This window comes from Billgrantia antri (assembly GCF_019430905.1).
GTDB lineage: Bacteria > Pseudomonadota > Gammaproteobacteria > Pseudomonadales > Halomonadaceae > Halomonas > Halomonas antri.
Genome location: NZ_JAHYCA010000003.1, coordinates 405,602 through 424,577, shown reverse-complemented (window position 1 = coordinate 424,577; position 18,976 = coordinate 405,602). Strand labels below are relative to the sequence as shown.

General features: G+C 65.2%; 16 protein-coding genes. 14 read left to right on the top strand and 2 right to left on the bottom strand.

The genetic code is table 11. The features are described from left to right. Positions 1-36: 36 nt before the first annotated feature. Positions 37-1,314 (bottom strand): hypothetical protein, encoded by a 1,278-nt coding sequence (locus tag KPL81_RS09965; RefSeq protein WP_219792196.1) that lies wholly within the window; start codon positions 1,312-1,314, stop codon positions 37-39. A gap of 116 nt (positions 1,315-1,430) precedes the next feature. Then, positions 1,431-2,321 (bottom strand): LysR family transcriptional regulator, encoded by an 891-nt coding sequence (locus tag KPL81_RS09960; protein WP_219791773.1) that lies wholly within the window; start codon positions 2,319-2,321, stop codon positions 1,431-1,433. Between the two features lie 225 nt (positions 2,322-2,546). Between KPL81_RS09960 and leuC the strand changes: the two genes are divergently transcribed. From leuC to purF, 14 genes are all read left to right on the top strand, one after another. Continuing rightward, the gene (gene leuC, locus KPL81_RS09955; RefSeq protein ID WP_219791771.1) at positions 2,547-3,992 is read left to right on the top strand and encodes a 3-isopropylmalate dehydratase large subunit; all 1,446 of its coding nucleotides are present in this window, start codon (positions 2,547-2,549) and stop codon (positions 3,990-3,992) included. Positions 3,993-3,995: 3 nt separating this feature from the next. After that, a complete protein-coding gene (gene leuD, locus KPL81_RS09950; protein WP_219791769.1) occupies positions 3,996-4,649 on the top strand; it encodes a 3-isopropylmalate dehydratase small subunit in 654 nt (217 codons plus the stop codon). Between the two features lie 237 nt (positions 4,650-4,886). Next, on the top strand, positions 4,887-5,966 hold the full coding sequence (leuB, locus tag KPL81_RS09945) for a 3-isopropylmalate dehydrogenase (protein WP_219791767.1): 1,080 nt from the start codon (positions 4,887-4,889) through the stop codon (positions 5,964-5,966). Positions 5,967-6,069: 103 nt separating this feature from the next. Beyond that, on the top strand, positions 6,070-7,182 hold the full coding sequence (gene asd, locus KPL81_RS09940) for an aspartate-semialdehyde dehydrogenase (protein ID WP_219791766.1): 1,113 nt from the start codon (positions 6,070-6,072) through the stop codon (positions 7,180-7,182). Positions 7,183-7,403: 221 nt separating this feature from the next. Next, positions 7,404-10,010: a FimV/HubP family polar landmark protein gene (locus KPL81_RS09935; RefSeq protein WP_219791764.1), complete on the top strand. Its 2,607-nt coding sequence runs from the start codon at positions 7,404-7,406 to the stop codon at positions 10,008-10,010. Between the two features lie 7 nt (positions 10,011-10,017). Continuing rightward, on the top strand, positions 10,018-10,962 hold the full coding sequence (truA, locus tag KPL81_RS09930) for a tRNA pseudouridine(38-40) synthase TruA (protein WP_219791762.1): 945 nt from the start codon (positions 10,018-10,020) through the stop codon (positions 10,960-10,962). Beyond that, positions 10,959-11,609: a phosphoribosylanthranilate isomerase gene (locus tag KPL81_RS09925; protein ID WP_219791760.1), complete on the top strand. Its 651-nt coding sequence runs from the start codon at positions 10,959-10,961 to the stop codon at positions 11,607-11,609. The genes truA and KPL81_RS09925 overlap by 4 nt, the downstream gene beginning before the upstream one ends. Positions 11,610-11,673: 64 nt before the next feature. After that, on the top strand, positions 11,674-12,888 hold the full coding sequence (trpB, locus tag KPL81_RS09920; protein WP_219791758.1) for a tryptophan synthase subunit beta: 1,215 nt from the start codon (positions 11,674-11,676) through the stop codon (positions 12,886-12,888). Positions 12,889-12,890: 2 nt separating this feature from the next. After that, complete coding sequence (gene trpA / locus KPL81_RS09915) at positions 12,891-13,706, top strand: tryptophan synthase subunit alpha (RefSeq protein WP_219791757.1); 816 nt, start codon at positions 12,891-12,893, stop codon at positions 13,704-13,706. 83 nt (positions 13,707-13,789) lie between these two features. After that, the gene (gene accD, locus KPL81_RS09910; RefSeq protein ID WP_219791755.1) at positions 13,790-14,806 is read left to right on the top strand and encodes an acetyl-CoA carboxylase, carboxyltransferase subunit beta; all 1,017 of its coding nucleotides are present in this window, start codon (positions 13,790-13,792) and stop codon (positions 14,804-14,806) included. A 9-nt stretch (positions 14,807-14,815) separates the two neighbouring features. Further along, positions 14,816-16,102, top strand: coding sequence for a bifunctional tetrahydrofolate synthase/dihydrofolate synthase (folC, locus tag KPL81_RS09905; protein ID WP_219791753.1), 1,287 nt, complete (start codon positions 14,816-14,818; stop codon positions 16,100-16,102). Between the two features lie 16 nt (positions 16,103-16,118). Beyond that, positions 16,119-16,814 (top strand): SPOR domain-containing protein, encoded by a 696-nt coding sequence (locus tag KPL81_RS09900; protein WP_219791751.1) that lies wholly within the window; start codon positions 16,119-16,121, stop codon positions 16,812-16,814. Positions 16,815-16,818: 4 nt separating this feature from the next. After that, positions 16,819-17,388 (top strand): CvpA family protein, encoded by a 570-nt coding sequence (locus KPL81_RS09895; RefSeq protein WP_219791750.1) that lies wholly within the window; start codon positions 16,819-16,821, stop codon positions 17,386-17,388. Between the two features lie 56 nt (positions 17,389-17,444). After that, entirely contained in the window at positions 17,445-18,968 is a 1,524-nt protein-coding gene (gene purF, locus KPL81_RS09890) for an amidophosphoribosyltransferase (protein WP_219791748.1), read from the top strand. The last annotated feature ends 8 nt before the right edge of the window (positions 18,969-18,976 follow it).

Here is an 18,976-nt window from a genome sequence, read left to right as displayed (position 1 = left end):
GCCGGCCCGCTGCGGCGCTGCTACTTTGATCGGTCCTCACAGCCAGGCATGGAGCGCGAGTATCGACACCACTACTAGTCCGCTGAGCAGCAGGGCGTAACCCAGGTTGTGACGCATCATGCGATAACCGCTGACGCCGTAGCGGCCCTGCAATGAAAGATTGATCCCCGACAGCGGCCCCACCGAGGTGCCCACCGCCCAGGAGGCCAGGGCGGTGAAGGCAAATAGCGTCTGCTCGTTGCCACGCAGGTCCAGCATCGAGGCCAGCACCGAGACGCCGATGATCGGGTGCAGCCCGGCTACGGCGCTGACAACGATGGCGAGGAAGCTGGTCACGGCCTGGACCGGGCCGAAATGAGGGAAAAGTCGCCATTCGCTGCCTGTCGCCGCGACGACGAAAGTAGAAAGTCCCATGGTCAGCAGGCCTGCCGAGAGGAACAGGGCGATCTCGCCGCGCATCGCTGGCAGGCGCGTGAGGGTGTGCTGGCGCACTCGGCGCAGGGTCCAGCGTGGTCCGGCTGTGAGATTACTGGCCAGTGCCACTGCCGGTAGCAGAAAGGTGATAATGCTGACGATGCTCAGGTATGGCGTCAGCTTGAAGTGAAACAGCATGACCAGGGCTGCCATCGCTACCGGCATCAGTAGGCTGCGAGGTGACAGCGAGAAGCCCGCTACCTCGGCGAGATCGAAGCGGCGCGACAGTTCGAGCGTGGTCAGGAGACCGCTGAGCAGCGCCAGCGGCAGCCCCACCGTCAGGATGCGAGAATATGCCATGTCCGGCGCCAGGGTCATTACCACCCCCATGGAGGCGAAGAAGGGCGACCACAGCGCGGCGCTGGAGAGCCCTCGGTTGAGTGCCAACAGTTGGGGCGTGGTCAACGGGCCGCGCCGGGCGAGACGGTCGCCGATCATGAACACGGTCGAGAGGTTGAGGATGGTGCCGAGCAGGTGGACGCCGAGCCAGGTGCCCAGGGTGCCTCGGCGGCCCGTTATCGGACGGCCGAGCGGTCGCGTCTTGCCGCTGCGGTTGCCTATCAGCCCGATGAAGCTGACGCCGACCAGCATGGCCACCACATAGCTGTTGCCGCTGGTGACTGCCGGCCAAGCGATATCGGCGCCGTAGCGCCAACCCGCCAGGATCAGCATCCCGAGGCCGATGGCGGCCAATGCACCGGCCTGCCAACGGGTGCGGCGTGGTATGTCTGGCCATAGTAGAAAGGTGGCCAGCCACAGCGCGTAGCCGACGCCGTGCGGCAGCGGCGACAGCCCGGCGAAGCCAAGGATCTGCTGCACCAGGCCGAGCAGGATCAGCATGCCTGCCAGGGCATGACGCAACGATGTCGGTGGCGAATCGGGTGGGGACACGAGGAATGGGGCTCCGGCGAGTCGAGGCGGCTCTTCTTTTTCATGAGCAGTCTAACAATGTCTGCCTATCTCTCGCGACTCGCCGCATCACGCGCCTCTTCAAGTAGCCTGAGCATCGCTCGTGCGGCATTGGAAAGCGTACGGCTGCGGTGCACCAGATAACCCAGCGAGCGGTGAATGTCTGGGTGCGCCACATCTAGCTCGTGGAGATCGCCCGCGACCAGTCGCTCCGGCAGCAGACTCCAGCCCAGGCCGATGGCGGTCATCATCTTGAGGGTTTCGAGGTAATTGGTGGAGAGCGCCACCGGCAGCTCGAGACCGGCGGCGGCAAAGCGTGATTCGACCAGCGTGCGGGTGAAGGTCAGCGAACCGGGGAGCACCGCATCGAAGGCGCACAGTTCATGGAGCGAGAGCTTCCCGTATCCGGTCAGTGGGTGATCGTGGGCGCAGACGAAGCACATGCGGTCCTGCCAGACCGGTACCACGTCGAGCTGCGGGTCCGGGTGCGGCGCCAGGGTTACCACGGCGATCTCCAGCTCGCCGTCCAGCACGCCCTGGTAGGCCTGCTCCGAGTCGAGGAAACGCAGGTCGAGTCGCACCTCTGGGTGGGCCTGGGTGTAAGTCTTGAGCAGCGGTGGCAGGCGGTGCAGGCCGATATGGTGGCTGGTGGCGAGGGTCAGGTTGCCGGCCACCTGGCCTTCGAGATTGGTCAATGCGCGGCGGCTGTCGTCCACCATGACGAGAATTTCACGGGCGCGGGGCAGCAGCACCCGGCCCGCCTCGGTGAGGGTGACACGGCGGCCGATGCGATCGAACAGGCGGGCACCGATCTGCTCCTCGAGGGTGGCAATGCGCTTGGAGACCGCCGGCTGGGTCAGGTACAGATGCTCTGCGGCGCGGGAGAAGCTGCCGCTGTCGGCCACGGCGAGGAAAGCCTGCAGGCTTTGGGTGTCCATCTCTCGTTTGTATTCCTTTATGGAATCCAATGAATAAATAACATGAATTGCTTTTATGGGCGAGCCGCGCAAGACTTGATGACACCAACGAGAGCCAAGCGTGAATCACCCGTACGGATAAGCTTGGCGGTTGCTGCAGCGTGAGCGGCGCCGGAACAGCCGCGGCATTGGGGCAGCTCGGACCGACCGGATGAGCAAAAGGGCCATAGAGCCCGGGAGAACGATATGGCAGGCCAGACCCTTTACGACAAGTTGTGGTCGCAGCACCTGGTGAAGGAGCGCGACGACGGCACCGCACTGATCTACATCGACCGCCAGTTGCTGCACGAAGTGACCTCGCCGCAGGCCTTCGAGGGGCTGCGTCTGGCCGGGCGCAAGCCGTGGCGTCTCGACGCCAATCTGGCCACTCCTGACCACAACGTGCCGACCACGCTGAAGGAACGCGCCGAGGGCAATGCCGGCATCAAGGACCCGGTGTCGCTGATCCAGGTGCAGACGCTGGACGACAACTGCGTCGAGTTCGGTATCGAGGAGTTCAAGATCAACGACCCGCGCCAGGGCATCGTGCACGTGGTGGGCCCGGAGCAGGGCGCCACGCTGCCCGGCATGACCGTGGTGTGCGGCGATTCCCATACCGCCACCCACGGCGCCTTCGCCGCGCTCGCCCACGGCATCGGCACTTCCGAGGTCGAGCACGTGCTCGCCACCCAGTGCCTGCTGGCGCAGAAGATGAAGAACATGCAGGTGCGCGTCGAGGGCAAGCTTGGCTCCGGCGTGACCGCCAAGGACGTGGTGTTGGCCATCATCGGCAAGATCGGCACCGCCGGCGGCACCGGTTACGCCATCGAGTTCGCCGGCAGCGCCATTCGCGACCTCTCCATGGAAGGCCGCATGACGGTGTGCAACATGGCCATCGAGGCCGGCGCCCGGGTCGGCCTGATCGCCGTGGACGACACTACCATCGACTATCTCGCCGAGCGTCCCTTCGCTCCCCGGGGCGAGCAGTGGAAGGCCGCCGTGGCGGACTGGCACAACCTGGTCTCCGATGCGGACGCCCAGTTCGACAAGGTGGTCACATTGGATGCCGCCGATATCGAACCTCAGGTGAGCTGGGGTACCAGCCCCGAGATGGTCACCGGCATCTCCGGCGAAGTGCCCGACCCGGCCGAGCAGGGCGACGAGACGCTCAAGCGTGGCTACACCCGTGCGTTGGAGTACATGGGCCTCGTGCCCAAGCAGAAGATCAGTGATATCAAGCTCGACAAGGTGTTCATCGGCTCGTGCACCAACTCGCGCATCGAGGATCTGCGCGAGGCGGCCAAGGTGGCACGCGGCAAGAAGGTGGCAGATTCCATCAAGCTCGCCATGGTGGTGCCGGGCTCCGGTCTGGTGAAGCGCCAGGCCGAGGCCGAGGGGCTCGACAAAATCTTCATCGAGGCGGGCTTCGAGTGGCGTGAGCCGGGCTGCTCCATGTGTCTGGCGATGAATGCCGACAAGCTCGGTGCCGGCGAGCACTGCGCCTCCACCTCGAACCGCAACTTCGAGGGGCGCCAGGGCTACGGCGGGCGCACCCATCTGGTCAGCCCGGCGATGGCCGCCGCCGCCGCCATCGCCGGTCATTTCGTCGACGTGCGTCGCCTCGACGCACAGCCCGTCGCAGAGGAGGCTTGAGCCATGAGGAAATTCGAACGCACTGAAGGGCTCGTCGCACCGCTCGACCGGGCCAATGTCGACACCGACCTGATCATTCCCAAGCAGTTCCTGAAGTCGATCAAGCGCACCGGCTTCGGCGTCAACCTGTTCGACGAGCTGCGCTACCTCGACGAGGGACAGCCCGGTCAGGACGTTTCCCAGCGTCCGCTCAACCCCGATTTCGTGCTCAACCAGCCGCGCTATCAAGGGGCGAGCGTGCTGCTCGCGCGGCGCAATTTCGGCTGCGGCAGCTCTCGCGAGCACGCGCCCTGGGCGCTGGAAGACTTCGGCTTCCGCGTGGTGATCGCGCCGAGCTTTGCCGACATCTTCTACAACAACGCCTTCAAGAACGGCCTGTTGCTGATCACGCTGCCGGAAGAGACCGTGGATCGCCTGTTCCGCGAGGTGGAGGCCAGCGAAGGTTACCGTCTCGACGTGGACCTCGAGAACCAGCGGGTGATCACGCCCTCGGGCGAGATTCTTCAGTTCGAGGTCGATGCCTTCCGCAAGCACTGCCTGCTCGAGGGCCTGGACGACATCGGCATCACGCTGCAGGACGAGGACGCCATTCGCGCCTTCGAGCAGCGCCACCGTGCCGAGAGGCCATGGCTGTTTCGTGATGGTGCTCAGGCCTGACAAGACCTTTTCTTTACATCCGTCGGTGAGGGGCTGATTAGGCGGCTGGCAAGTGGTCGCCTCTTAACTCAAGCTTGCCTTTGGCACTCCGAGGAGCTGATCCGGCGGCAGGCCTGCGAGGAGGCGCTGTGAACCCATCCCTGGGCGCTACTTTTGCCATCCATGGCAAAAGCCCTCCTCTTCGGCCTGCCCTCGGCGCCCCGCTTGCGACGGTGGTAGTCAACCAAGGAAGCTACGATGACACGCAAGATTCTGGTACTGCCGGGTGACGGCATCGGCCCCGAGATCACCGCCCAGGCGAGCCGCATCCTGGCCGCCTGCCAGGCCCGCGGCCTTGACGTCGAGGTGGAGGAGGCGCTCGTGGGTGGTAGCGCCTATGACGAGCACGGTGAGCCGCTGCCCGCCGTCACCCTGGACAAGGCCAAAGTCGCCGACGCTATCCTGCTCGGCGCCGTGGGCGGCCCCAAGTGGGACAAGCTCGAGGACCTGGCCAAGCGCCCCGAGAAGGGACTGCTCGGCCTGCGCAAGAACCTCGGCCTGTTCGCCAACCTGCGCCCGGCCATCACCTACCCGCAACTGGCTAGCGCCTCCAGTCTCAAGCCCGAGCTCGTGGCCGGGCTCGACATCATGATCGTGCGTGAGCTTACCGGCGGCATCTATTTCGGCCAGCCCCGCGGCATCGAGGTGCGCGACGGCCAGCGAGTTGGCTTCAACACCTACGTCTACTCAGAGAGCGAGATCGAGCGTATCGGCCGGGTCGCCTTCGAGCTGGCGCAGAAGCGCGGCAAGCGCCTGTGCAGCGTCGACAAGGCCAACGTGCTTGAGGTCACGATCCTGTGGCGCGAGGTGATGGAGAGGCTGGCGCCGGAATATCCCGACGTAGAGCTCTCGCACATGTACGTCGACAATGCCGCCATGCAGCTGGTGCGTGCGCCCAAGCAGTTCGACGTGATGGTCACCGGCAACATGTTCGGCGACATCCTCTCCGATGCCGCCGCCATGCTCACCGGCTCTATTGGCATGTTGCCCTCGGCCTCGCTCAACGAGAGCGGCCAGGGCATGTACGAGCCGTGCCACGGCAGCGCGCCGGACATTGCCGGCAAGAACGTTGCCAACCCGCTGGCGACCATCCTCTCGGTGGCGATGATGCTGCGCTATTCGCTCGCCGAGCCGGACCTCGCCCAGCGTATCGAAGACGCCGTGGGGAAAGTGCTGGACGACGGCCTGCGGACCGCGGATATTGCTTCAGAAGGTACGCGCACCGTGTCCACCGTCGAGATGGGCGACGCGGTGCTGGCGGCCTTCGAGGCGCTCTGAACGCCAACGCATTCCACTGTCGTTACCCTGCGCCCGGGCTCGCCTGCGAGGTGAGCCCGGGTCGTGTATACTATTGGCCTCATTCTTTCCAGGAGGACTTCACATGTTGAAAGTCGGTTTCGTCGGATGGCGTGGCATGGTGGGCTCCGTGCTCATGCAGCGCATGCAGGAGGATGGAGATTTCGACGGCATCGAGCCGATCTTCTTCACCACCTCCCAGGTCGGTCAGGCCGGCCCCGACGTCGGCGTGGACGTGCCTCCGCTGAAAGATGCCACCGACATCGAAGAGCTCAAGGCGCTGGATGTGGTGATCACCTGTCAGGGCGGCGATTACACCAAGCAGGTCTACGGCGATCTGCGCGGCAGTGGTTGGAAGGGCTACTGGATCGACGCCGCCAGCACACTGCGCATGGAGGATGAGGCGACCATCGTGCTCGACCCGGTCAACCGTCGCGTCATCGATGAGCAGCTGGCACGCGGCGCCAAGACCTTCGTTGGTGGCAACTGTACCGTCAGCCTGATGCTGATGGGGCTGGGTGGCCTGTTCGAGGCCGACCTGATCGAATGGATGACCTCCATGACCTACCAGGCCGCCTCCGGTTCCGGTGCCAAGCATATGCGCGAGCTGCTGCTGCAGATGGGCGCGTTGCGTGACAGCGTCGCCGATGAGCTGGACGATCCCGCCAGCGCCATTCTCGACATCGACCGCAAGGTCACTCAGGCCATGCGCGGTGGCGACTTCCCGATCGATAACTTCACCGCACCGCTCGCGGGCAGCCTGCTCCCGTGGATCGACACCAAGCTCGACAACGGCCAGAGCCGCGAGGAGTGGAAGGGCAGCGTCGAGACCAACAAGATCCTGGGCATCCAGGATAACCCGGTTCCCATCGACGGTCTCTGTGTGCGTATCGGTGCCATGCGTTCGCACAGCCAGGCATTTACCATCAAGTTGAAGAAAGATGTGCCGATAGATGAAATCGAGGAGCGCATCGCCAAGCACAACGAGTGGGTCAAGGTGATCCCCAACGACAAGGAGGCCACCATTGCAGGGCTGACGCCTTCGGTCGTTACCGGCACCCTGAGTGTTCCGGTGGGTCGCCTGCGCAAGCTGAACATGGGCGGCGAGTACCTTTCCGCCTTCACTGCGGGCGACCAGTTGCTGTGGGGCGCTGCCGAACCGCTCAAGCGCATGCTGAAGATCCTGCGCGAGCAGTGATCGTCTCGCAGTTGCCGTCAACGGGGCATCTCCTGCGGGAGATGCCCCGTTTTCTATGGGCATGCAGACGCTGTGCTGACCGGGGAAGAATGCTGCACTGGACATCGCCGTGCAGCACGCGGTACGAGGATATGGTAGATATTCGAACCTGCCCCGGGCAGCACAGCAACCGGGCGCCTTGAAGGCAGGCGGCAATGCAAGGGAAACCAATGAGACGCAAGTTGACATCAGCCATGCTGCTGGCGCTTTCGACCGCAAGCCCTCTGGTACTGGCACTGGGCGTGGGGGAGGTCGAAGTGCGCTCCTCCCTCAATGCACCGCTACGTGCCGTCATTCCACTCACCGATACGCAAGGGCTCGACCCCGAGCGGCTGCGAGTCAGTGTGGCGGGGCCTCAGGAGTTCGAGTCCGCGGGGCTTTCGCGCACTCCCTTGGCGGCCAGCGTGCGAGCCGACGTAGAGGTTCGCCAGGGACGCTGGGTCGTGACCCTCTCCAGCGAGAATGCGGTCCGGGAGCCTTGGATGGACCTGCTGCTGCGCTTCGACTGGCCAGCGGGTCGTCAGCTGAGAGAAATGACGCTGCTGCTTGACCCGCCTGGCTATGACAGCATGCCAGTGCTGGTGAGCGGTTCTGGGCGCCAGCCTGCAAGTCCCGCCGTCGAAACGCAGGTGGCGGAGTCCGCGCCCGTTGCCTCACAAGTGGCCGTGGCGCCTGCGGATGGGCGGCGTCCGGTGGAGGAGAGCGCCTGGGTCGACAGTGGCGATACCCTATGGTCGGTTGCCGGGCGGCTGCGCCCGGATAGTGGGATCAGCATGGACCAGATGATGGTGGCGTTGGTCGAAGCCAATCCCGACGTTTTCCCTTCAGGCAACATCAACGCCATGCGCGCCGGCCATACGCTGGACGTGCCGTCGCGCGAGGCCATTGCGGCGCGCTCTGCACAAGAGGCAACCAACATCGTTCAGGCCATGAATCAGGCCTGGGCGAGCCGTGGTAGCGGTGCGCCGGCTCGCGTTTCCCTGGCGCCAGATGCTGCGGTTGGTGACAGTGTCGAGGCGTCCGCCACTGCTGCTGCGGCAGTGCAAGCGGTGGCCGAGACTTCCACAGCGCCAGGTCGGTCGCAAGCGACCGAACAAGACGATGTCGCCGGTGCTACGGCAGGCGAAGCCTCTGCCGCACCGCGCCTGACGCTGCTCAGCGATGAGGAGTTGGCTGCCGAGGCCGCGATGGGCGTGGCCAGGGATGGGGGGCGATCGGCATCCGCTGTCGAAGAAAAAGGCGAGTATGCCCAAGACGTTCTTGATGCGGAGGTGTTGGCAACGCTGGGGGCTGGCGAGCTGGCCGTCGGCGGGAGCGATCCTCGACTCGCACTGCTCGAACAGCGCTGGGAGGAGAGCCGTGCCGCTCTGGAACAGGTTCAGAGGGAGCGTGATGCCTTGCAGCACGAGTTGGGTGGCCTGCGCGACGAGGTCGAGGCCATGCGGGAACAGCTCAGTGCGCTGCTGAGCGAGGGTGCAAGTGGCGAGGCGACGGGAACCAGCGTGATCGTGCAGCGCGAGACCGAGTCTGATGCCGATGCGTCATGGTGGGGGGCGGCCTATCCGGTGGCCATAGATCGCAACCTCATCCTGGGCGGCGCGGGGCTGGCGGCGCTGCTAGGGCTCTGGCTCTTCGTTCGCCGGCGTCAGCGCCGTGAGGCCGCGTCGACGATGGGAAGTCGTACCATGCCGAACATGGTGCATGGCATTCCTCCAGCCGACACAGTGGTGCCGCCGAACGCTCCAGCCGAGCCACTATCTCCTGGCGTCAGGGGAATGAGCGTCAGTGAAGCCGAGTCCTCTCAGGAGGAGGTGCCGCGCAATATCATGCCTCAGGCCGAGGCGATCAGTGAGGCGGACATCTTCATGGCCTATGGTCGCTTCGATCAGGCCAGAGAGTTATTGGAGGCAGGGCTGGCGCGCGATCCCGAGCGGCACGATTTGCGCCTGAAGTTGCTCAATGTGCACGTAGAGCAGGGTGAGCGACAGGCGGCAGAGCAAGAGGCGCAGCGGCTGGCCGAGACCGGCGATGCCGCCCTGGTGGCCGAAGCAGGGCGGCTGCTGGCCAAGCATCAGCCCCCTTCGCCGGAGACTGACTCCCTGTCGAGCCGCTCAGAGTCGCCGCGACCCCTGGCCGAGCCAGAAGTGCGGGAGCAGGGCGATCTCCCGGAGGATACCGCAGAGCGAGACGAGCCCTCGGCAGCGGCCGAGCGTGAGCATGCCGACTTTCCCTCCTCGACTCCTGCCGACAGCGGGGAGTCGAGGTCTGATCAGCAGGCGCTCCGTGAGAAGGCGGCGTCGCCCAAGGCCCCGGGTGTCACGCCGCATAAAGATGACGATGAGGCTTCGACCGACACCGGCGCGGGACACGCCTCGCCAACCCGGCGCAGCGAGACGTTGGAATGGCGTACGATCGACTATCAACCACCCAGCCTGGATCCGGAGCCGCCTGCACGTGAAGAGACGCCGATGCAGCCCAGCGTCGAGTTCCCACGAATCAGCGCGGCCGGCAGCGCCGAGCAGAAGGCCGAGGCGATGGATCGTCCCGACGATCAGGCGAACGAGGCCGAATGGGAAGTCGAGGAGGTGGCCTTCCCGCCGTTGGACCGGGATAATGGTGCAGCCCCAAGCGAGCCTGACTGGCGCGGCGAGCTGAATGAGGCCCGCCGGCTGCTGGATGCCGGTGAGGTGGAGCGCGCTCGTGCGATGCTGCAGCGTCTGCGTGACGGGGCGGAAGATTCCCGCCTGCGTGACGAGGCGCAAGCATTGCTCACACACAATCGACTCTGACGGTGGCATGACCCTGTTCCGACCTCTCGATGATCGTCGCCCCTTGAGTGGCCGCCTGGCCATGGGGGTGGAGTATGACGGCAGCGCCTACTGTGGCTGGCAGCGGCTCAAGCACGCTCCCTCGGTGCAGGCCGAACTGGAGCGGGCGCTCTCCAAGGTGGCGAGCCAGCCAATTACGATACACGCCAGTGGGCGCACCGATTCCGGTGTGCACGCCACCCGCCAGATCGTGCACTTCGATGCGCCGGCGCCCCGTTCGCAGAAGGCCTGGGTGTTCGGTGTCAACGCCAATCTGGCGCGCGACATCGCCGTGCGCTGGGTGCGCGAAGTTCCCGAGGCGTTCCACGCCCGTTTCAAGGCGCTGGCACGGCGTTACCGCTACCTCATCCTCAACCAGCCCAGCCGGCCGGTGCTGGAACGTGCCAATGTCACCTGGTGCCGGGATCCGCTGGACGCCGACACCATGCATCGCGCGGCCCAGGCGCTGGTGGGGGAACACGATTTTTCCAGCTTCCGGGCGGCGGGCTGCCAATCGAAGACGCCCTGGCGCCACCTGCACTTTATCGAGGTGCATCGCCACGGCCCGCTAGTCGTCGTCGACGTGCAGGGCAATGCCTTCCTGCACCACATGATCCGCAACATCGTCGGGGCACTGGTCACGGTGGGGCGCGGCGAGCAAGGCGATGGCTACTTGGCCGAGCTGCTGGCGCTCAAGGATCGTACCCTTTCCGATGTCACTGCGCCGGCTTGTGGCCTGCACTTCGTCGACTCGCTATATGACGAGGCCTGGGGGTTGCCGCAGGAGCCGCTGGGGCCGAACCTGCTGGCCTTTCTGGGTGAGTGGACCGGCGAGCGCGAACTGCCCGCGTGTCCCATGGTCGAATTTCGCCGGGGCCGGCCCGTGGCCGAAGCAGCGGGCAAGGCGCCCATGGCGAAGGAGGACGAGTCATGAAGGTAGCCTGTCCGCCGATGCGCACCCGCATCAAGTTCTGTGGCATGACCCGCGAGCAGGACGTGGCCGATGCCGTGGCTGCCGGAGCCGATGCCCTGGGCTTCGTGCTCTGGCCCGGCAGCAAGCGCTGTGTCGGCGAGGAGCGCCTTGCCGCACTGGCAGCCCAGGTGCCGGCATTCGTCACTCGGGTGGGGCTATTCGTCGATCAGGACCCCGAGCTCATCGCGCGCTGTGCCGAGCACCTCGATCTGCTGCAGTTCCACGGCGACGAGACGCCGGCGTTCTGTTCCGGTTTCGGCCGGCCCTGGATCAAGGCGCTGCGCATGCGCGACGATCTCGATCTGCATGCCGCCGCCGCGTCTTTTGAAAGCGCCCAGGCGTTGCTGCTCGATGCTTATCGCCCGGGGGTGCCGGGCGGTACCGGGGAAACCTTCGACTGGTCGCGAATCCCCGCAAGCCTGGCAAAACCTGTTATTCTCGCGGGTGGGCTGACGGCGGACAACGTCGCCGGCGCCATCGAGCGCGTGCGCCCCTTCGCGGTAGATATTTCCGGTGGCGTGGAGGCCGAACCCGGCTGCAAGGATCCGCGCCTGCTGTCTGCGTTCGCCGCAGCGGTGACCGAGGCGGATCGTAAGCGCCTGGCATGAGCGTCTTCTGCCCGAACCCGATCCAATTCCCTGTCCCTTATGGCGACCCTATGAGGTGTCTTTAGTGAGCAAGTTCAGTGACCTGACCCGACTGCCGGACGCCCGCGGCCACTTCGGTCCCTATGGCGGCCGGTTCGTCTCGGAGACCCTGAGCTTCGCCCTGGACGATCTGGAGAAGACCTATATGCGTCTTCGTGACGATCCGGACTTCCAGGCCGAATTCGACTATGACCTGGCCCACTACGTGGGTCGTCCTTCTCCGCTCTACCATGCGGAGCGATGGTCGAAGAAGCTGGGTGGGGCACGGATCTGGCTCAAGCGCGAAGACCTCAACCACACCGGCGCGCACAAGGTGAACAACACCATCGGCCAGGCACTGCTGGCCAAGATGAGCGGCAAGCCGCGGGTGATTGCCGAGACCGGGGCCGGTCAGCACGGCGTGGCCACGGCCACGGTCGCAGCCCGTCTGGGGCTCAAGTGCGAGGTCTACATGGGCGCCGAGGACGTGCAGCGCCAGAAGCTCAACGTCTACCGCATGCGCCTGCTCGGGGCCAAGGTGATTCCCGTCGAGTCCGGCACCCGCACGCTAAAGGATGCCATGAACGAGGCGCTGCGCGACTGGGTCACCAACGTCGACGACACCTTCTACATTATCGGCACGGTGGCCGGGCCGCATCCGTATCCCATGCTGGTGCGCGACTTCAACGCCGTGGTTGGCCGCGAGGCGCGCCGCCAGTCGCTGGAGGAGTTCGGCAAGCTGCCCGATGCGCTGGTCGCCTGCGTCGGCGGCGGCTCCAATGCCATGGGGCTGTTCTATCCCTTCGTCGAGGACGATGATGTCGCCATGTACGGCGTCGAAGCCGGCGGCGACGGCGTCGATACCGGACGCCATGCGGCGCCGCTGGCGTCCAATGCGCCGCGCGGCGTGCTGCACGGCAATCGCACCTATCTGATGTCCGACGAGGGCGGCCAGGTCTCCGACACCCACTCGATCTCGGCCGGCCTCGATTATCCCGGTGTAGGGCCGGAGCACGCGCTGTGGAAAGACGTTGGCCGGGTGCAGTACGTGGCCGCCAACGACGACGCCGTTCTCGAGGCGTTCCGCGAGCTGACCCGTATCGAGGGCATCATGCCGGCGCTGGAATCGGCCCATGCCCTGGCGCATGCCAAGGTGCTGGCACCCACCATGCGGCCCGACCAGAATATCGTGGTCAACCTTTCCGGCCGCGGCGACAAGGACATCATGACGGTGGCCAAGATCGACGGCCTGGAGTTTTGACGATGAATCGAATCGATGCACGCTTCGCCGAACTCAAGGCCCAGGGGCGTCGCGCACTGATCCCCTATATCACTGCCGGCGATCCAGCGCCCCAGCACACCGTCGGCTTCATGCATGCCTTGGTGGAGGCGGGTGCCGACGTGATCGAACTGGGGGTGCCTTTCTCCGACCCGATGGCCGATGGCCCGGTGATCCAGAAGGCCTGCGAGCGAGCGCTCAAGCACGGCGTCCGCCTCACCCATCTGTTCGAGATGGTGCGCGAATTCCGTCAGCGTGATGCTCAGACTCCGGTCGTGCTGATGGGGTATCTCAATCCGGTCGAGCGCATCGGCCTCGAGGCTTTCGCCGCGCAGGCCGCTGACGCCGGCATCGATGGTGTGCTGACCGTGGACATGCCGCCCGAAGAGGCCGATGAGTTCGGCCCCATCCTCGAGCAGAAGGGCCTGGCGTCGATCTTTCTGGTCGCCCCTACCACTTCGCAGGAGCGGGCCGCTACAATATGCGCCCATGGCGAGGGTTACCTCTACTATGTTGCGCTCAAGGGGGTGACCGGGGCCGCCACGCTCAACGCCGCGGATGTTGCCGAGCACTTGGCGCCGCTGCGTGGTCTGACCGAGCTGCCGCTGTGCGTCGGTTTCGGCATTCGTGACGGTGCCTCGGCCGCCGAAGTCGGCAAGGTTGCCGATGGTGTCATCGTTGGAAGCGCCCTGGTCAGTCGTATCGCCGAGCACGCCGAGCAGCCGGACGCGATTGCCGAAGAGCTCAAGGCGATTCTCGGTGAGATGCGCCAGGCCCTGGATGCGCTACCAGCGCGCTAGCCTTGGGGCTTGCCCTTGCCCACGATTTCGACTCATGACGCCCGGTACCGCCGGGCGCAACAGCATACGGAAGTCTTTCTGACATGAGCTGGCTCGACAAGATTGTTCCCTCCATGGGGCGGATTCAGCGCAAGGACCGGCGGGCCAGTGTGCCCGACGGCCTGTGGCGCAAGTGCCCGAAGTGCGAGGCGGTGCTCTACCTGCCCGAACTGGAGAAGCATCACAACGTCTGTCCCAAGTGCGACCACCACCTGCGGTTGACGGCGCGCAAGCGACTCGACTGGTTCCTCGACAAGGAAGGGCGGGAGGAGATCTCGGCCGACCTGGAGCCGGTGGATCGGCTCAAGTTCCGCGATTCGAAGAAGTACAAGGATCGCCTTGGCGCGGCTCAGAAGGAGACCGGCGAGAAGGATGCCCTGGTGGCCATGCGCGGAACGCTGGACGGCCTGCCGGTGGTCGTGGTGGCCTTCGAGTTCACCTTCATGGGCGGCTCCATGGGCGCCGTGGTGGGTGAGAAGTTCGTGCGTGCGGCCAGCCTGGCGCTCGAAGAGCGTATTCCTTTCGTCTGCTTCTCCGCTTCGGGTGGGGCGCGGATGCAGGAGGCGTTGTTCTCGCTGATGCAGATGGCCAAGACCTCGGCGGCGCTGGAGCGCCTGCGTGAGGCCGGCGTGCCCTACATCTCGGTGCTGACCGATCCGGTTTTCGGTGGCGTTTCGGCGTCGCTGGCCATGCTCGGCGATCTCAACGTGGCCGAGCCCAATGCCCTGATCGGCTTCGCCGGCCCTCGCGTCATCGAGCAGACCGTGCGAGAGAAGCTCCCCGAAGGCTTCCAGCGCAGCGAGTTCCTGCTCGAGCATGGCACGGTGGATATGATCGTGGCCCGGGGCGAAATGCGTGCCCGTCTCGGTAGCGTGCTGCGCAAGCTCACCCACCAGCCTCCTCAGGGCCTGGAGCCTCCCGAGCCCCTCGAGCCGGACCTGGTCGATGAGGCAGAGCGAGCAGAGGTGGAAGAAGGCGAGTACATGGGAGCGGCCGATCCGGGGGCGCCGGAAGAGGCTGAATCTCAGGATAACCTCGATCGTGGCGACCCGGCGCGCTGATTGCTCGTGATGCCTTCGATTCCGTCTCGTAGCCTGGAGGCCTGGCTCGATTACCTGGAGCGGATCCATCCGGTGGGCATCGACCTTGGCCTCGATAGGGTGGCCGAGGTAGCCCGTCGCATTGGGCTGCTGTCCCAGCGCCTGGCGCCGCGGGTGATCACGGTCGCCGGAACCAATGGCAAGGGGTCGACCGTTGCCATGATCGAAGCGTTGGCCAGGGCGCACGGCTTGACTACGGCCGCCTATACTTCGCCGCATCTGCTGCGTTACAACGAGAGGCTGCGTCTCGACGGTGCCGAGGCTGATGACGCCACGCTCATTGCCGGCTTCGAAGCCGTCGAGGCAGCACGTCTTTCCGATGATCCCGTCAGCCTGACTTACTTCGAGGCAGGAACCCTGGCGGCGCTTTGGGCCATTGCCCGCCACGCGCCGGATCTCGCGGTCCTCGAAGTGGGGCTTGGCGGCCGCCTGGATGCAGTCAACGTCATCGATGCCGACGTCGCCGTGATCACTACCATCGCTCTTGATCATGCCGCCTTCCTTGGCACCGACCTGGCGGGAATCGGCCGTGAGAAGGCCGGTATCATGCGCGCCGGGAGCCCCGCCATCCTGGGTAGCCGCGAGCTTCCCGACAGCGTACGCCAGTACGCCAAGGCCTGTGGGGCTCCGGTTTTGGCGCTGGGGCAGGAGTTTCGCTGGCAAGCGGGCGCCTCCGGCCGCTTCGACTGGCAGGGAAGCGCTGTCGACGGCGCCTTGCCCAGTCTCGAAGACTTGCCCGATCCGGGGCTGCCGCTGGACAATGCGGCAACGGCACTGCAAGCCTTGACGGCGGCCGGCGTCGTGCTCGACCCAGTGAGCTGTCGGTTGGCCTTGCGCGAGCTGCAGGTACCCGGTCGGATGCAATGGCTGGGGCAATGGTGCCTGGATGTGGGGCATAACCCGCATGCCGCGGGCTATCTTGCGGCGAGGCTCTCGACTCAGCGATGTCGCGGTCGTACCTGGGTGCTGCTAGGCATGCTCGCAGACAAGGATGCCGACGGCGTCATCGAGGCGCTGGCCAAACTGGCGGATGGCTGGGTAGCCGTGACGCTGGCAGGAGAGCGGACGCGGGCAGCCGCCGATCTGGCGCGGCGCATCGACGACCGAGGCGGGCATGTCGCTTACCAGGCCGAGTCGCCCGAGGCTGGCGCCGAATGGTTGTCGGGGCGCCTGGCGCCGGACGATCGCGTATTGGTGTGCGGCTCCTTCTTCACGGTGGCGGCCATACTGGCGTGGAAGCAGGCGCAAGCGTTTTAGTGGGGCAGGAGGGGTGATGAAGTACGGAATGCGCGAACGAATCAGCGGTGCCATCATTCTGATTGCCTTGGCGGTAATCTTCGTGCCGATGCTGTTCGATGAGCCCGCTCCCCGCGATGAGCGCCCTCAGCCGGTGTTGACAATCGAGCAGCCGGTGCCGGTGGAACGGCGTAACGTGCCTGATCCGCAGCCGCCGGCGAGCCTGGGACAGATCCAGAGTCCCGAGGCGAACTCTGCGCGGGTGGAGCCCCAGCCGTCGATGGCAGACGTCGAGCCCGAGCCCGATGATGCAGCTCGGATCGATGCAGAGCCGGCCGTGGCGCTCCAGGAAGAGACGGGCAACGACGCGGAGCCGTCGGCCGAGGCACCCCGCGAGGATCCGATTGCCGAGCTGGCCCAGGCCGCGTCGGAACGGCAGGAGAGTCGCCAGCCGGAAGCCTCAGGCGCCGAGCGACAAGTGAATAGTGTGAGCGCGTCACCCGGCGGTGAATGGGCCGTGCAAGTGGGCAGCTTTGGCGAGCCGGGCAATGCCGAGCGGCTCCAGGCGCAGTTGCAGGAACAGGGCTTCCCCGTCTACAGCCGGCGGCGTGACAACAACATGACCACGGTCTACGTGGGACCCTTCGACTCGTCGGAGTCCGGTGAGCGTGCCATGAGCGCCGTCAAGGAGCGGGTCAACCTGCAGGGCCTGCTGGTGCGAGTGAGAGAGTGAGCGCATGACGCTGAGCTGGATCGACTGGGGGTTTCTCGCCGTACTGGCCGTCTCGACTCTGGCCGGCTTCATGCGTGGGCTGGTCCGTGAAGGCCTGGGCCTCGCGGCCTGGATCATCGCGCTGCTGGCCGCCCGACTGCTGGCCGAGCCGGTGGCCGACCTGCTGTCCGGTCTGATCGACAACCCCGATGGCCGGCTGGTGCTGGCTTTCGTGCTGGTGATCCTTGGTGTGGTACTGCTTTGCGGTATCGTCATTCGCATGGTCCATGCCGCCGTGGAGTGGGTCGGGATGGGATTCTTCAACCGTGTCGCCGGTGCCTGTTTCGGTATCGCCCGCGGTGCGGCCATACTGGTGGTAGCCACCATCCTGATCAGCCTGACGCCCCTGTCACAGCTACAGGCGTGGCAGAATGCAGAGCTGCGGCCCACCTTTGAGCAACTGCGCGACTGGGCCGTGAGCCAGCTCGAGACCTGGGAAGGGCGCGTGCCCGAGGCCGCCGAGGGCTGGCGGAATATTTCCCTGCCCGAGCGTCGTGGTGGGCAGATGCCCGAGCCCGCCGCCGATGCGCAGTGAACGACGGATTCTTCTTTGCCGACCCTGTCGGCACCCTGCAAGCGAGGTAAGGTGGAATGTGCGGTATCGTCGGCCTTCTGGCCAAGCAGACCGTGAACCAGGCGATCTATGACGCCCTGACGGTGCTTCAGCATCGCGGCCAGGATGCCGCCGGCATGATGACATGGAGCGAGGGGCGCTTTCTGCTGCGCAAGAGCAATGGCCTGGTACGCGATGTGTTCCACACGCGCCACATGGCGCGACTGCAGGGCAACCTGGGCATCGGCCATGTGCGCTACCCCACGGCGGGCTCCTCCAGCGAGGCGGAATCACAGCCGTTCTATGTGAACTCTCCGTATGGCATCGCGCTGGCCCACAACGGCAACCTGACCAATTCCGAGCAGCTCAAGCAGGAGCTGTTCTCTTCTGATCTTAGGCACATCAATACCAGTTCGGATTCCGAAGTACTGCTCAACGTCTTCGCTCATGAGCTGGGCAAACAGGGGCTGCATCTCGCCCCAGGCGACATCTTCGACGCGGTGCGTCGCGTGCATCGCCGCTGCCGCGGCGGCTATGCCGCGGTGGCGATCATCAACGGCGTCGGTCTGGTTGCCTTCCGCGATCCGAACGGCATTCGTCCTGTCGTGTTCGGCACCCGGGACGAGGGCAATGGTCAGGAGGTGATGATCGCCTCTGAATCGGTGGCGCTCGACGTTGGCGGTTTCGAACTGCACCGCGACCTGGCACCGGGCGAAGCGATCTTCGTCGACATGGAGGGGGAGTTTCATACCCAGCAGTGCGCTGATACGCCAAGGTTGTCGCCGTGTATCTTCGAGCACGTCTACCTGGCGCGTCCCGACTCGATTCTAGACGGCGCCTATGTCTACGGCACGCGCATGCAGATGGGGCGCAAGCTTGGCGACCGTATCCGCAGCGAGTGGCCGGCGCACGACATCGACGTGGTGATTCCGATTCCTGACACCTCGCGTACCTCGGCGCTGGAACTGGCCCAGCATCTGGGTGTGACGTATCGCGAAGGCTTCATGAAGAATCGCTACATCGGCCGCACCTTCATCATGCCGGGCCAGACCCAGCGCAAGAAATCGGTGCGCCAGAAGCTCAACGCCATCGGCGTCGAGTTCAAGGGCAAGAACGTGCTGTTGGTGGATGACTCCATCGTCCGCGGTACTACCTGCAAGCAGATCATTCAGATGGCACGCGATGCAGGGGCCAACAAAGTCTACTTCGCCTCGGCGGCGCCGCCGGTGCGCTACCCTAACGTCTACGGTATCGACATGCCGGCGGCTGCGGAATTGATTGCTCATGGCCGCAGTGAAGCGGAAGTGGGTGAACTGATCGGCGCCGATCGCATCTTCTACCAGGATCTGGAGGACCTCAAGGCTGCCTGTCGCGAGGTCAACCCGGGACTCGAGCGATTCGACTGCTCGGTGTTCGATGGCAACTACATCACCGGCGATATCGACGACAGCTACCTCTCGGCACTGGAGGCCTCGCGCAACGACGCTGCCAAGGAGCAACTAAGCGTCGGGGCCCACGCCCTGGTGGGCATGCACAATCAGGAAGACGACATCGACGACTGAGGTGGCCG